14 protein-coding genes and 1 tRNA gene are annotated in these 14,571 nt (G+C 52.5%); 4 read left to right on the top strand and 11 right to left on the bottom strand.

The features are described from left to right. Window positions 1-412: 412 nt before the first annotated feature. Together JRG72_00625 and JRG72_00620 are read left to right on the top strand one after the other, a co-directional pair. Window positions 413-625 (top strand): helix-turn-helix transcriptional regulator, encoded by a 213-nt coding sequence (locus JRG72_00625; protein ID MBW2133726.1) that lies wholly within the window; start codon window positions 413-415, stop codon window positions 623-625. Further along, entirely contained in the window at window positions 609-1,715 is a 1,107-nt protein-coding gene (locus JRG72_00620; GenBank protein ID MBW2133725.1) for a tyrosine-type recombinase/integrase, read from the top strand. The genes JRG72_00625 and JRG72_00620 overlap by 17 nt, the downstream gene beginning before the upstream one ends. Before the next feature lie 71 nt (window positions 1,716-1,786). On the opposite strand, the gene JRG72_00615 is transcribed toward JRG72_00620, so the two are convergent. From JRG72_00615 to JRG72_00605, 3 genes are all read right to left on the bottom strand, one after another. Then, window positions 1,787-1,863 (bottom strand) — tRNA-Arg (locus JRG72_00615). Window positions 1,864-2,185: 322 nt separating this feature from the next. Next, on the bottom strand, window positions 2,186-3,256 hold the full coding sequence (locus JRG72_00610; GenBank protein ID MBW2133724.1) for a phosphotransacetylase family protein: 1,071 nt from the start codon (window positions 3,254-3,256) through the stop codon (window positions 2,186-2,188). Window positions 3,257-3,314: 58 nt separating this feature from the next. Continuing rightward, complete coding sequence (locus tag JRG72_00605) at window positions 3,315-5,501, bottom strand: acetate--CoA ligase family protein (GenBank protein MBW2133723.1); 2,187 nt, start codon at window positions 5,499-5,501, stop codon at window positions 3,315-3,317. 476 nt (window positions 5,502-5,977) lie between these two features. On the opposite strand from JRG72_00605, the gene JRG72_00600 reads away from it, so the two are divergent. Together JRG72_00600 and JRG72_00595 are read left to right on the top strand one after the other, a co-directional pair. Beyond that, a complete protein-coding gene (locus JRG72_00600) occupies window positions 5,978-7,084 on the top strand; it encodes a PAS domain S-box protein (protein ID MBW2133722.1) in 1,107 nt (368 codons plus the stop codon). A gap of 26 nt (window positions 7,085-7,110) precedes the next feature. After that, the gene (locus JRG72_00595; GenBank protein ID MBW2133721.1) at window positions 7,111-8,271 is read left to right on the top strand and encodes a hypothetical protein; all 1,161 of its coding nucleotides are present in this window, start codon (window positions 7,111-7,113) and stop codon (window positions 8,269-8,271) included. A gap of 647 nt (window positions 8,272-8,918) precedes the next feature. Here JRG72_00595 and ruvA read toward each other — a convergent pair. From ruvA to gltA, 8 genes are all read right to left on the bottom strand, one after another. After that, window positions 8,919-9,512 (bottom strand): Holliday junction branch migration protein RuvA, encoded by a 594-nt coding sequence (gene ruvA / locus JRG72_00590; GenBank protein ID MBW2133720.1) that lies wholly within the window; start codon window positions 9,510-9,512, stop codon window positions 8,919-8,921. After that, on the bottom strand, window positions 9,509-10,012 hold the full coding sequence (ruvC, locus tag JRG72_00585) for a crossover junction endodeoxyribonuclease RuvC (GenBank protein ID MBW2133719.1): 504 nt from the start codon (window positions 10,010-10,012) through the stop codon (window positions 9,509-9,511). The genes ruvA and ruvC overlap by 4 nt, the downstream gene beginning before the upstream one ends. Then, window positions 10,009-10,758 (bottom strand): YebC/PmpR family DNA-binding transcriptional regulator, encoded by a 750-nt coding sequence (locus tag JRG72_00580; protein MBW2133718.1) that lies wholly within the window; start codon window positions 10,756-10,758, stop codon window positions 10,009-10,011. The genes ruvC and JRG72_00580 overlap by 4 nt, the downstream gene beginning before the upstream one ends. Window positions 10,759-10,959: 201 nt before the next feature. Beyond that, complete coding sequence (locus JRG72_00575; protein ID MBW2133717.1) at window positions 10,960-11,316, bottom strand: hypothetical protein; 357 nt, start codon at window positions 11,314-11,316, stop codon at window positions 10,960-10,962. Window positions 11,317-11,433: 117 nt separating this feature from the next. After that, the gene (locus tag JRG72_00570; GenBank protein ID MBW2133716.1) at window positions 11,434-11,859 is read right to left on the bottom strand and encodes a type II toxin-antitoxin system VapC family toxin; all 426 of its coding nucleotides are present in this window, start codon (window positions 11,857-11,859) and stop codon (window positions 11,434-11,436) included. Beyond that, window positions 11,860-12,078, bottom strand: coding sequence for a hypothetical protein (locus JRG72_00565; protein MBW2133715.1), 219 nt, complete (start codon window positions 12,076-12,078; stop codon window positions 11,860-11,862). Window positions 12,079-12,186: 108 nt separating this feature from the next. After that, window positions 12,187-12,774, bottom strand: a complete 588-nt coding sequence (locus tag JRG72_00560) for an RlmE family RNA methyltransferase (GenBank protein MBW2133714.1) — start codon at window positions 12,772-12,774, stop codon at window positions 12,187-12,189. A gap of 255 nt (window positions 12,775-13,029) precedes the next feature. After that, window positions 13,030-14,454 carry an NADPH-dependent glutamate synthase gene (gene gltA / locus JRG72_00555; GenBank protein ID MBW2133713.1) on the bottom strand — a complete coding sequence of 475 codons (1,425 nt, stop codon included), beginning with the start codon at window positions 14,452-14,454 and terminating at the stop codon, window positions 13,030-13,032. Window positions 14,455-14,571: the final 117 nt, after the last annotated feature.

Here is a 14,571-nt window from a genome sequence, read left to right as displayed (position 1 = left end):
TGGCCCCGCCCATGGCGGCAGCGATGCTTGGAGGAGTAAATGGTTTCAAAAGTTGCCCCTTACCTCTATAGCAAAACTTGAAACAGGGGTTTGGATGATAACATTAGAGCTGTGGAATTTCAGATGTGAGACATACGATATATTGTATCAATAGACATGGATATACTCATTATATAGTTGACTGTCAAAAAATGAATGATAGAATTAAAATTGATGAGCCTGCTACCAAGCTACCATATTGGTGGAGAGGAGAGATAGTTTGACTCTGCTTCGTGGTAACCTTGATTATTTGCAAACCTACTGGCGGAAGTTGTCCCAGGAAAATAGTCCAAAAACTAAACGTGGAGATTTTTTGCCCAACTTTTAACGCGCTCAAATATTTTCATTGACATTAGTAGGCAATTGGTCTATCATGGTAACCATGAACGGGAAAAATTTAGGCAATTGGCGTAGACAGCATGGTCTAACCCAAAAGCAGTTGGCCCAGGCCTTGGGGGTGGATGTGATGACCATATCCCGGTGGGAACGAGGGGTGCGAGGCATACCGCCATATATCCCCCTGGCATTGGAAACATTAGAAAACCGACTAAAAGCGGGAGGTAGCAAAAATGGGTCTGTTGGTTGAGTGCCCGGAGTGCAAGAAGCGGAACAGCCAGAAGGTCAAGGTCTGCAAATGCGGCTTTGCTCTGGCGAAGTATTCTGGCCGGGTTTATTGGATTGAATGGTATCAGGACGGCTACCGGAAGCGGGAGCGGATCGGCCCGAACAAGGAAGCCGCGGAGCAAAGGTTAAGGGAAGTACTAAGCGCCAGAGCAGAGGGACGCCATATTAAGAAAAGCCCGGATATCAGGACCAAATTTCAAGACCTGGCCCAGTGGTATTTAAACTTGCCGGAAGTGCAGGCCAAGAAGACTTATCGGCGCGACATTCAAAGCCTGAACCGGCTATTACCGCATTTTAAGGATTGGCTACTTAAACATATTACCCCAGGCCTGGTGGAAGCCTACCGCCAAAAGAGGCTAACCGAACCATCAGGCCGAAGCCCTCAGCACCTAACCCGACCGGCCACCGTCAACCGGGAGTTGGCTTGTTTAAAGACTATCTTCAACAAGGCCATTAAAAACGGGAAGGCAGAGCGCAACCCGGCGATGGCCGTGAAGCTTCTTAGAGAAAACAATGTTCGGGACCGCGTATTAACCCCAGAAGAATACACCCGGTTGCTGACCCACTGTCCGGCCCATTTAAAGCCCATTGTCAAGCTGGCTTATTATACCGGTATGCGCCAAGGGGAAATTCTTAGCCTGACCTGGGGCCAGGTGGACCTTAAGGACGGCTTTATTGAGCTACGGCCAGAGGATTGCAAGACCAATGAAGGCCGGCTAGTACCGTTGAACTCGGAATTGATCACCATGTTTAAGGGCATGGTGCGAGGACTGCCAGGGGTTAAGGTATTCACCTATAAAGGGCGGTCGGTGGCGTCCATTAAGAAGTCATTCATTACGGCCTGCAGGCGTGCCGGGCTTAATGACTTCACTTTTCACGACTTGAGGCACACGGCCATCAACAACTGGCGGCTCCAGGGTCATGACTACTTTCGCATCATGGCGGCGAGCGGCCATAAGACCATGAGCGTGTTCAAGCGTTATAACACAGTGACCAAAGAGGAAACAGTGACCAAAGAGGAACTCAAGAACCTGGTAGGGAAGAAAATCTGATTGCATGGACACCTATATGGACACCAAGAAAAAAGAAGGGTTGGCCGATTTAGCTAACCCCTTGATTTTCCTGGCGCGCCTGGCAGGATTCGAACCTGCGACCGACGGATTAGAAGTCCGTTGCTCTGTCCGGCTGAGCTACAGGCGCAAATAAATATTAAGTTTAGCCATAAAAAGCAGCGAACGCAAGGTAACATTCCGGCTTTGACCAGCGCCGCATCGCCTTTGCTTTACTCCATCATGGGTTGGAAGAGTTTCTTACCCATAGGTGAGTTACCACCCTCATCAAGCTCATGGCCCTGGCAGCGGCCTGGTTCGGATCGAACAGCCAGCCTTCCAAGATGACAAACTGACAAGGTGGTCATCCACCCACCCTAGCCATCGAAAGAAGTTTTGACCACCATCGGCAATAAGCTGAGCAGCCCCATATCAATGCGACTAATGCAGGTCATAAGAACTCTGTGTTAGAGTTATTCTTGATTAATTTTTAGGTCAGCATAGAAGCGAGGGAAATCAAAATATTTGGCTAATAATTCTTGATAAAAAGCCACCTTATGAGGCTGATGGAAATGTATCCGACCAAAATACTGCTCCAGGATCTCCACTACGCTCAGGGTGTCTTGTTTGGCTAGCAGCAGCGGCACGGCCAATTCTTCGGCCCGGCTCAAAATTACCGCTCCGGGAGGGATATTGCCGGTAAGAACGATGCAGCGGGTGGAGGTTTCGAGGGCTGCCAACTGAATATCGGAGCGATCACCGCCCGTTATCACCGCTTTGTGGGGCTGGCGACGGAAATATGACAGGGCCGCGTCTACACTCATGGCCCCGACCAGGAAGTTCTCCACCAATTGGTCCCCCTGCTCAGGGGAATTCAAAATCTCGGCTCCCAAAAATTCAGCGATTTCATTTACTGTAAGGGCCATCAGCAGCCGTTCCCGGGGCAGAGTGGCATATACCGGCACCCTGCGGCTCAGGAGGAAAGGCACTACTGAGTGCTCGACGAATTGCAGATTGGGTAGCGGCACTTCGTTGAGGACCGCCCCCAAGAGGCTGGCGCCAAACTGAACTTTGGCGGCCAGCAAGCCATCTAGAGCCAGTTCATCACTATATTTTATCACTACCAAGACCCGGGTATTAAAACGGGCGGCAAGCGCCTGAGGGGGCAGATCGAGCAGCAGCCCCTCGTTCAATGTGGCAGCGCCTTCAATCAACAGAACATCTTTATCTTTTGCCACTTCGACAAACGCCTGCTCGATCCGCTCGGCATAATTGCTGGGTTGGCCCCCCAGGGCTTTTTCCAACCCCGCGGCGTCAATTATTACTGGCGATAAGACTTCTTGACTCTCCTTGAGGTTAAGAGCGGCGCGCATAAAGCTGGCATCCTTACTGATAGCATCTCCGCTGCCGTCCTGCTTCAAAATCACCAGGGGCTGGAAATATCCTACCCGTAGGCCGTCCTGTCGCATACGTGCCGCCAGCCCGTAACACAACGCGGTTTTGCCGCTGGTCGGAGTAGTAGATGTGATATAAAGGGCTTGCATCCTCGATCTCCGGTTACAGGCCAAGGATATTTTGCTGGCCTGCGGTAAAAATTAGGTTTTATTTTTCGGACGTAATCACCAGCCGCACATCTACCGCGATGGCACCCTGGTCGTGGACCACCAGTGGATTGATATCGAGTTCCAGAATCTCCGGGAATTCGGATACCAATTGCGAGGTGCGCAGCAAGGCCTGGCAGACAGCCTCCAGATCTGGGGCCTTCTCCCCCCGCACGCCCCGGAGCAGTGGGGCACTGTGAATTTCATTGATCATGGCGCGGGCCTCGGATTCGTTGATGGGAGCAATGCGGAAAACCACGTCTTTCAGAACTTCCACATAGATACCCCCCAGGCCGAACATCAATAGCGGTCCGAACTGCGCATCGCGGCTCATCCCGATGATCACTTCCCGGCCGGGCGGAACCATCTCCTGCACGGTCACCCCCCAGATTTGAGCGCTGGGTGCCAATCGATGGACCCGAGAGGTAATCCGATCAAAGGCCCCACGGGCTTCAAGGTCATTGTTAATTCCCACCTGGACGCCACCCAGGTCAGACTTGTGCAAAATTTCCGGAGAGGCAATTTTAAATACTACCGGATAGCCGATTAATCGGGCCACAGCCACTGCCTCTTCCCGATTGCGGGCCAGTTCGGTTTGGGGAACGGTCAGGCCGATAGCAGTGGCAAGGGCATGGCTTTCAGTTTCGGCCAGAGCAACCCGACGGTCGGCGCGGGCCTGGGCGAAAATATTCTTAATCTGGGCCTCGTCAAAATCGTATTGAGGCGGGGAAGCCAGGGGGCGGTCCAGCCATTGCCGATACCGCCACATGGCTTGCAAGGCCTGGATGGCGCGCTCCGGAAAAGAATAGTGGGGGATACCGTGGTCTTGCAAAATTTTGATGCCTTCTTTGACATGCGCTTCCCCCATAAAACAGGCCAGCACCGGTTTAGACTGCGATGGCAAATGGATCCGTGAGGCAGAGGGGGATTCCCGAGGTTCTAGAGTTGCCGATGATGCTTGGCAATTTCTCATCTCCGTCACTACGTGGGCCAGCACCCAGGCGGTTTCTTCCACCCGGGTCAGTTTTTGGGGGGTAAGAATGACCAACACGCTGTCCACATTGGCATCGGCCAGGGCCAGGCGCAAAGCAATGTCGTAACTATCTTCGAAAGCATCGCCGCGCACGTCAATAGGATTCAAGGCGGAGGCAATATTCGGAATCCGGTCCCGGAGCCGCTGGATGGTTGCGGCCGCCAGATTGGCGACTCGCAATCCGGCCCGTTCGGCGGCATCAGTAGCCAGTATCCCCGGGCCGCCAGCATTGGTGACAATGGCCAGCCGGTTACCGCGGCAGATCGGCTGATAAGCAAAGGCCAAGGAATAATCAAAAAGACTCTCCACGGAATCAGCATGAATCACCCCGGCCTGTTTAAAGGCCGCGTCATAAGCATGTTCTGAGCCTGCCAGGGACCCCGTATGGGACGCCACCGCGCGGGTACCCGCCGCAGTCGTGCCACTTTTAATTGCAATGATCGGGGTGCCTTGCTGGCGCGTCACCTGCTGGCAAAGGGCCATAAATTCGGCTCCATCTCGGATATCTTCCAGGTATCCGAGAATAACTTTGGAATGTTCGTCCGCGCCCCAGGCTCGGATAAAATCGATCTCGGTCAGATCAGCTTTGTTCCCCAGGCTGACAAAGCGGGATAAGCCGATTCCTTCGGCGCAGGCCCAATCAAGAACGGCTTCCGCCAAGGCACCGCTTTGACTCATAAAGGCGATGTTTCCTGGAACCGGCATCCCCCCGGCAAACGAGGCGTTCATGGGGATGATAGTATCGATGATGCCCATACAGTTGGGGCCGAGCAGCCGTAGGGAATATTTTTGTGCGATTTCAACCAGTAAGCGTTCAGTTTGCCGACCCTCGCCACCGACTTCGGCAAAACCGGCGGTGATGATGATAGCGCCCTTAACCCCTTTACGGCCACACTCATCCAGCACCGCGGCCACCCCAGGAACCGGAATGGCAATCACCGCCAGATCTAGCTCATCAGGCACATAGAGCACGGAAGCATAAGTTTTCAATCCGAGTATCTCTCCCGGTTGGGGATTGATCGGATAGATGCGCCCCGGAAAACCACACTGCTTGAGATTTTCAACTATGGCATAACCGATTTTCACCGGATCGCGCGAGGCGCCGATCACCGCCACCGCTTCTGGTTGGAAAAATGCCTTTTGGAACGAACTCATGGCATCGTATTATACCCTGAAGACCCCTTTTTGGAAAGGGGTTAGAAATTATTACGGGGTTGGGGTCTGCAACCCGTGACGCCGCGGCCGAGAACGGTTTTATTTTCTCCAGTCATTCGCTTGCTGACCGGGTAATATATGATGGACAAGCAAAAGCATCAGGCATATACTATTATATAAAAATTATCCTTCCGGATAATGCTGCGGTCGAGGTTAATCCGGTCTTTTCCTTAATTATTTAATCATACAATCATACGCATCATATCAACTCTTCCAAAGGGGGATCACGAGGGTAACGAAGTCACCGGTTATTCAGACCGGTTATCACTGGCGGTTCACTCCCCATACATGGTTAATGGAATCTTCATGACCCTCAAGCCTTTCGGTATTTCTTCAGGAGCCTGAAGGCCATAGGTAGCCTTGACTCCTGGTCATTCTCTCGGCTGGCAGGAACTGCCTGATAATAGGAAAACTTAATGGACGGTCGATCGCTGGAGCTGGTAAGCAAAAATATCTTTGAGGCCCTGCAGGAAGGATTACTGTTGATCGGTCCGGGGGGGACGGTTATCAATCTCAACCCGGCCGCAGAAAGGATCCTGGGGATCAGGCGGGAAGAATTACAGGGTAAAAGTTGGGGCCAGATTTTGCTGGCCTCCCCCCAGAATGATGATTTTAATCAAGCCATTCTGGATATTGTCCAGAACCGGGGCGTCCAGGCCCATAAAGAAGTTTCTTACCTCTGCCCGGATGGCACCGAAAGACAGTTGCTCCTCATTACCTCTTATCTCGAGAACCCGGATCATCATGGTCAGGTGCTGGCGGTGTCGGTGCTGCTTCACGATCAGTCCGAGCTCTATGCTTTACGGGAGCAGGAACGGAAACTGATAAACGAACTGAAACGCCTCTATCAGTTAGGCCTTATGTCTTTAACCCGCATCTCCCAGGGAGTAGCCCATGAGTTGCGCAATCCGGTGATGACCATTGGCGGCTTTGCCCACCGATTGGCCCGCAAGCTGCCCGGTGATGAACAACTGCAATCGTATATCAAATATATCATTGACAGTGCGGAACGGCTGGAAAAACTTGTCCAACGGGTTCAGGAATTCTGTGAATTACCGGAACCGGTGTTGCTGCCAGAGGAAGTGGTGGAGGTGGTGACCGAGGCGGCCGCGCCTTTTGCCGAGATGGCCAAAAATCAGGGCGTCAAGCTGATTTTCGAAAATAATCTACCGCCAGATTATCAACACTACCTTGATCGGCGCCTGATCATCCGGGCCTTGGCCAGCCTGATCCGTAATGCCCTGGAGGCCATGCCGGGAGGCGGAACCTTGACCTTGCGTACTAGTGTAGGTTTACACTGGCTGATGATCGAAGTCATTGATACCGGCGGCGGCATCCGCCCCGAAGATCGGCCTTTTATCTTTAATCCCTTTTTCAGCACCAACCCGGCTAAAATTGGCATGGATTTAACCATTGCCGAACGCATCCTTTGGGAACATCGGGGGAATATCTTTCTAGAAAATCTGCCTGGTCAGGGTGCCACCTTCGGTCTGTATCTGCCGATAGCCCAGCCTGGTCACTAAGGGCCAAGCCATCATAAGAAATTCACATGATCCTAAAAACTACCAGATTATTGAAAAGACGGCGCGCCCTGATCCTGGGTCTGACGCTGGCTGTCATGGTCACCGGGATAAAGGTGCGGCCGGTTCTGAGCCAAGAGCAAAACTACCGATTTTTTCAGATTTATGAGTTGCCGGTGCTGATGCTTTGGGGGTCTCCGGCAGAGTGTGGTGAAATTCATGGAAAACTTTTCCGGTTAGAGATTCAGCGCCTCATTCACCAGGTTATGGAGAAAAAGTTCCTGGGGCCACGCCCCCAAGAACTCCGGGCCGAGATGCGCGGTTATTTGCAGGGGGGATTGGCCCGTCTGCCCGCCAATATTGTGTCCGAACTGCAGGGGCTGGCCCAAGGGGCCGGGGTATCGCTGGAAGATATTTATCTACTTAATTTTTTTGCCGAAGCCATTCTTTTCCCTGCCTGCTCCTCGCTGGGGGTGGAAGGTTCCCGAACCACAGACGGACATGTTCTGGTGGCTCACAACCTCGATTGGCCCTATCTCCAAGGAACCCCGGTGCTGCTTCTGGCTTATCGGACCTCGGGGAGCATTCCCTATGTCGCCCTCACCCTGCCCGGCATCCCCTTTCCCACACTGGGCATAAATCAGGCCGGACTCTATGTAACTCTCAATACCAGTTTCAGTATAGAGCCGGTGCCCGCTAACGGCCAATTTATCTTTCCGCGGCTCCGGCAGGCCCTGGCCGAAGCTGAGCATCTCTCCCGGGCCCAACGCCTGATTACCCAATGGCCGCGGTTTCATGGCTGGAATGTGATACTGGCCAGCGCCTCCGAACGCCGCCTGCTGTTGGTAGAACTGGGACTCCAGCACCGGTCGAGTCGCCGACCCCAATATGGACTGTTGATCACTACCAATCATCTGCTCAGCCCAGCACTGCGGCCTATCGCCCAACCGCCGGATCCTGGTTCGCTGCAGCGCTATTACCGCATCTTACATCTGGCCGGGGCCAAGTCGAAGCTGTCGGTGGCCGACCTGGAAGATATTTTGCTCGATCCCCAGGTCTGGGAAGAAACCGTTTATTCCGCGGTCTGTGACCTCAATACCCTGCGGCTGTCGGTCTGCCCCAGTCACAGCCGGACTTATATCCCGGTGGATATAAAGAAAATCCTACATTCCTTTCCCCGCCGCCAGTGACCGGGAATTAAAGGAAGGGCTCTTTCTGCCGGAAACTTAACGAGGAATCGGATTCTCTTCTGGCGGGGCTTGCGTATAATGGACAGTCGGATTCCTCTTAGCCAGCCGTGCCTGTAATTCGACCAGATCCTCCGGTCCAGGATTCAGTCTGGTACAGATAGGGAAAAAAGAACAATCTTTTTGAGTGCAATGGACGAGCTGCCGGTCGGGATCAATAATGCAGGTTGGTGTCATATAGCACGGCCAACTGCCCCGGCCCTCTTGTTGTTCTCGGGCCTGCTCCCTGAGAATTATCGGTTGCAAGCTTTTGCGTAAGCATTTACCACAAATTGTATGGGTAACCCCGTCTCCCCCTGCCTTCACCCCTACGACTCGCTTACATTCGAAGCATACTATGGTCAAGGACATGGTTCTATGCTCCCCCCAGGCAAGAACTTCACCCGCCAGAATTTCTTCCTCCACCGCTAACTGCGGTCGTCGGAGGCAATTTTCTACCCCACGCCAGAGATGGTAAAGTAAGGATAATCCTGTTGCTCCTTTGAGATATATTAAGGTTTAAATTAAGGTTAAATAATTACTGGATGTCAAGTAAATAATCTAACCAATTAAAATCTGTGCGAATTATTAAACTAAAAATTTCTGATCGGTTAAGGGGCTAAGCGTTTCAGACCCTGGCGCAGCAGGTCCTCCAGGCTCGAGGCGGTCCCCTGGGCCTGGACCTCATTCAAGGCTTTTTCAGCGATGGCTTTGGAATAACCCAGGTTGAGGAGAGCGGATAGGGCATCCTGAAACCGGCGCTCCTGAGGAGGAAGCACGTCCCGTGGCAGGGGGGGGCGGGCTGGATGAAGCTTGTCTTTGAGCTCCAACAGGATACGCTCGGCGGAGCGGCGGCCCACGCCGGGAATACTGGCCATTCGCTTGACATCGCTGCTGGCCAGCACTTCGGATAATTCCTGCGGACTAAGGCCGGATAAGATATTGATCGCCATCCGGGGGCCAACCCGTGGAATAGTCAACAATTTGAGGAAAATCTGTTTCTCTTCCAGGGTTTGAAACCCATACAGTTGCAGAGTTTCGGAGGTCATAAGAGTATGGATCTGCAGGGCTACGGGGGCCGGGGGTTCAGGCAGCAGATAAAAGGTAGATAGCGGGATAAACACTTGGTACCCCACTCCGGCCACCTTGATGATCACCTGGTCCGAACTTTTTAGGACCAATTCCCCTTCCAGCAGGGCAATCATACCGGAGTGTGACCTGCGAAAAGCCGCTGCTGACGAGCGTGGAACAGGTGGCAAAGGCTTAAGGCCAGGGCGTCAGCGGCATTATGGTTGGTTACTGGTTGGCCCAATAATTGTTCGACCATCAGTTTGACCTGGGCCTTGCTGGCCTGCCCATAACCCACTACGGCTTTTTTGAGCACCAGGGCCGAATATTCAAAGACCGGCACCCCGGCCTGGGCTGCGGCCAACAGCACTACTCCGCGCACCTGCCCCAGTTTCAGGGCGCTTTGCACATTATGAGCTAAAAAGACCTCTTCCACTGCCAGCGCCCCGGGTTTATGGGTCTTAAGCAACTCCATCAGCCTTTGATGGATGCGCAGCAAACGCTGGCTCTGGGGCAGTCGGGTGGAAAGATTGATATGGCCGCTGTTGAGATGCTGCAGGTGCTCCTGCTCCTCGGCGACCACCCCATAACCAGTGACCCGGGAACCGGGATCGATCCCCAGCACGATCAGGCTCACCCTAAGGCCTCGATGATCTGATCGGGAATATCGAAATTAGCAAAGACGTGTTGCACGTCGTCATGGTCCTCCAGCATTTCCATAAGTTTTAGCACCTGTTGGGCGGATTTTTCCTCTTCGATGCGCACCGTGCTCTTGGGGTGCATCTGGATTTCGGCCAGCAGGTAATTAAATCCTTTATCCTCCAGGGCCTTCTTGACGGCCTCGAAATTTCCCGGTTCAGTAAGCACTTCCAACTCGCTTTCACCTTCCTGGAGATCATCGGCCCCGGCTTCCAGGGCAGCTTCCAACAACTCGTCTTCGTTAACGCTGGCCTTGTCAAAGACGATGACTCCTTTTTTATCGAACATCCAGGAAACGCAGCCCGCTTCCCCCATGCTGCCGCCATATTTGCTAAACAGGTAACGAATATCAGAGACCGTGCGGTTTTTGTTGTCGGTTAGACTTTCGACTAACATAGCCACGCCGGCCGGCCCGTACCCTTCATAAATGACCTCTTCGTAACTGCTGCCCTCCAGTTCGCCGGTGCCTTTCTTGATGGCCCGGTCGATGTTATCCTTGGGCATATTCTCAGCTTTGGCGGCTTCAATGGCAGCCCGCAACCGGGGATTGCCGGTCGGATCTCCGCCTCCCAGACGGGCGGCGACGGTGATTTCCTTGATCAGTTTGCTGAAGATCTTGCCCCGCTTGGCATCCTGCGCCCCCTTACGCCGTTTAATAGTACTCCATTTGGAATGTCCGGACATTTAGCTGCCGCCCTCCTTTCCGGTGACTGATTAACGATTTTCCCGACAATTTTTTCAGTCTTCCACCTTTTTTAAAGAAGCTTTTGCTGTTGTAAAAATTCCATGGCCCGTTGGGCATAGGTGGTCATGATGGAAATCATCCAGGTGAGATGCGATTGAATATCCTGGAGCTGGCCGTCGGCTACCATTCCGGCCAGGCCGCTAAGGACGGTTCTGATTTTTTATAGGTTCCGAAAGATGATTTTTTGTTTTGTTTTTAAAGATGTATTGTAACGAGTGAAAACAAGAAATATATTCTAATGATATAATAGAGTTAACCATTTCCCCTACAAAGCCAAATACCAAGTTTGCTAGAGATTCTATATAGAATGCCATGTATGCGATAGCAACACGTGCATAGCGGTTACTAGTTTCCTGCTCTAGCTCAGGTACTGCAGCTTGGTTTAGAAAAAATATTAAGTCATTAAAAATAAGGTTACAGTTTGACTCAAGAAAATAATTTTCTGATTGAGGACTAATGTTAATGTTTAAACTACCATCGTATTTAAAGTTGGTCATTGTTACCTACCCACCTCTAAAACAGTAATTAAGTTAAAATGAAGCATTGTTTTAAATTATAAAGCCAGTTATGGTTAAAAAGATTGTAGCTCCTTGCTTATAATAATTGACCTTCAGTTAAATTGAATCTAGATCTTGCAAAAGGCAAAGACCACCGATTTTTTTCATTTTGTTTGCAAATTTTGCATCGGCGGTGACCAGTGTACCCTGAATAGCCCAGGCAACAGCTAGGTAAGCAGCATCATAAAAGGTAACCTGATTCTGCCTCATCCAGGTAAAACAAAGCCGGTACATATTTTCATTCAGTTCCAGGCTATTAACCTTAAGATCGAGAAGAAGCCCAAATTTTCCCTCGGCCTCCTGGGGAAGTTTCCGCCCAAGAAAGTTGCCCACCTCATATTGCCACAGGATGGGGGCAGCAAGCTCGATTCTACCTTTCATCCAGGCATCTAAAAGTTTTCTAGCTCTATCTTGGTCTTGTTCACAGTTATCGTTCAGGACCCATTTCAGCATCACTGAAGCATCTACCACGTACCTACTCATCTAATGGCTACTCCTGTCCTCAGCCAGGCTCTCGACGATTTCAAGTGTGGAAAATTTTTCCCCTCCCCGAGACTTATCAAGCAGTCTCTGTACCGCTTTTTGGCGCCGAATCAGCTCTAACTCCTTACGCAGGGCCTCATTGACTACACCACTACGCTTACCAGCTGGAACCAGATTTTCCAACTCCTGGCAAACATCCTCTTCAATTAAAAAATTCAATTTCCTAACTTTTCTCCTCATATCTTACCTATAGATTATGTTTATTTTTTATAAGTATAAAGCATACTCATAATAATCTACCTTGTCAAGCTCAGTCATCCACTCCGGTTATCGCCGGCGCCAGCCCAACAGGTAAATCTCCCGACTTTCGGAGCGCGAGGCAGCTGGTTTGACGATATGGGTCCGGGTAAAATGGGACCGCACCTGTTTGACCAATTCCGCAAAATCCAGGCCTTCAAAGACCTTGACCAGAAAATGGCCGCCGGGCCGCAGCAATTCTTGGGCCCAATACCAGGCCAGGCGAGCCAGATGCATAGAGCGTTGATGGTCGACATCCCGAATGCCGCTGGTGGCCGGGGCCAAATCGCTCAGGACCGCATCAAAATCCGCGCTGAGGGCCTTGACCTGATCCAGGTTGAGTTCTTCCAGGTCGCCAGCAATAAAATACAGCGGCGGGGCTATATCGATCACCGGCGGCTGGCGATCGATCCCCACCACCAAGCCAGCCAGCCCCACCCGCGGCCCCAGGTATTGCAGCCAGGACCCGGGGCTGCAGCCCAGATCGAGAACTCGCTGGCCGGGGCCGAAAAGCCGATATTTCTGATCAATGGCCTTAAGCTTATAAACCGCCCGCGAGACATAATGTTCGTGTTTGGCCCGGCGGGCGTAATGGTCAACAATAATTCGGCGTGCCATCGGTTGTGAGTTAGATAATCTTTGAATTTTACTTAATTTCTTTTACCACAGGTATCGAGCCTTGGCAAGGCCGTTGAGGCACCGATATCGCTGCTGAGGAAAGCAGCAGATCAATAACGGTGGTCAGAACGATTCGTCAGTTAAGGGCAGATCTGGAGCTACCGGCCGGAGCCGAGGGGCGAGTTAAAGACGTTTGACCAACCAGGAGAGGCCAGGAAAGCCCGGCAATGACGGTCTGGCCTCTCCTTAATAGTATTACCAGCCTAAGGTGAGATAGTCATGAATGGAATTAGCGGCGATCCGCCCCGCTCCCATGGCCAGAATAACGGTGGCTGAGCCGGTAACGATGTCGCCTCCGGCCCACACCCCCTTTTTGGTGGTTTTGCCGGTCTTGGGGTCAGCGACGATATAGCCCCACTTGTTAAGGGTCAGACCCGGCGTTGTCTTGGTAAGCAAGGGATTAGCTCCAGCTCCGACCGAAATCACTGCCAGGTCACACTCGAGCTGGAATTCGGACCCCGGGATGGGCACTGGCCGACGGCGGCCCGAGGCATCCGGTTCACCCAATTCCATTTTGAGACATTCCACCCCGGTAACCCGGCCTTTATCATCCCCGATAAATTTGGTCGGCGCGGTTAACAGGAAGAATTCGATGCCTTCTTCCTCGGCGTGATGAATCTCGGCTTCCCGGGCCGGCATCTCGGCTCGAGAACGGCGATAGACGATGCGCACCCGATCAGCCCCGAGGCGCATAGCTACCCGGGCCGAGTCCATGGCGACGTTGCCCGCCCCGAAGACCACGACATTTTTGCCCACCACGATCGGTGTATCATACTCCGGGAAGGCATAAGCCTTCATCAGGTTGGCCCGGGTGAGATATTCGTTGGCGGAATAGATGCCGATCAGGTTTTCGCCCGGGATATTGAGGAACATCGGCAGGCCCGCCCCAACTCCCAGGAAGACCGCGTCGAAGCCTTGTTCAAACAGTTCGTCCACGGTTTCGACCCGGCCGATGACGGCATTGGTAACAATCTTGACCCCAAGGCGTTCCAGATAATTACATTCGGAAGCGACGATCTCTTTGGGAAGCCGGAATTCGGGAATGCCATAGACCAGCACTCCACCCGGCGCATGTAGCGCCTCATAGACCGTCACTTCATGGCCCTTGAGGATCAGGTCACCAGCCACAGTTAGCCCCGCCGGCCCCGCGCCCACCACTGCCACTTTTTTACCGGTGGGGTCAGCCTTGGGTGGCAGCACCGGTTTTCCATAGAGGCGCTGATAATCCGCGGCAAACCGTTCCAGATTACCGATGGCCACCGGCTCTTCCTTTTTGCCCAGAATACACAAGCCCTCGCATTGGATTTCCTGGGGGCAGACCCGGCCACAGACCGCGGGCAGGGCATTCTTTTCCCAGAGTTTGCGAATGGCGCCGACAAAGTCACCATCGGCAATCAGTCTGACAAATCCGGGAATGTCGATCTCTACCGGACAGCCTTTGACGCAGCGGGGGTCCTTGCATTGGAGACAGCGACTGGCCTCCAGTTGGGCCAGTTCCGGGGTCAGTCCAAGGGGAACCTCATCAAAATTCCGGCGGCGGACCTGGGGGTCTTGTTCCGGCATCTTTTGTCGGGGAATCTTTTCTTTCTTTTCCTTTTTAGGTTTTTCTTCTTCCGCCATTATAGTCATCCTCCTGGGAATTCAAAAAGTTGTGGGTTTTGAGTTTTCAGTTCCGGGTCGTTGTTGGGAGGGCTTGGTCTTGAGCCCGCGATTTTACTCCAACTCGAAACTAGTGCT

The organism is Deltaproteobacteria bacterium, assembly GCA_019309545.1.
GTDB lineage: Bacteria > Desulfobacterota > Desulfobaccia > Desulfobaccales > Desulfobaccaceae > Desulfobacca_B.
The sequence above is the reverse complement of the archived record's forward strand: the minus strand, read 5'-3'. Positions and strand labels throughout refer to the sequence as shown.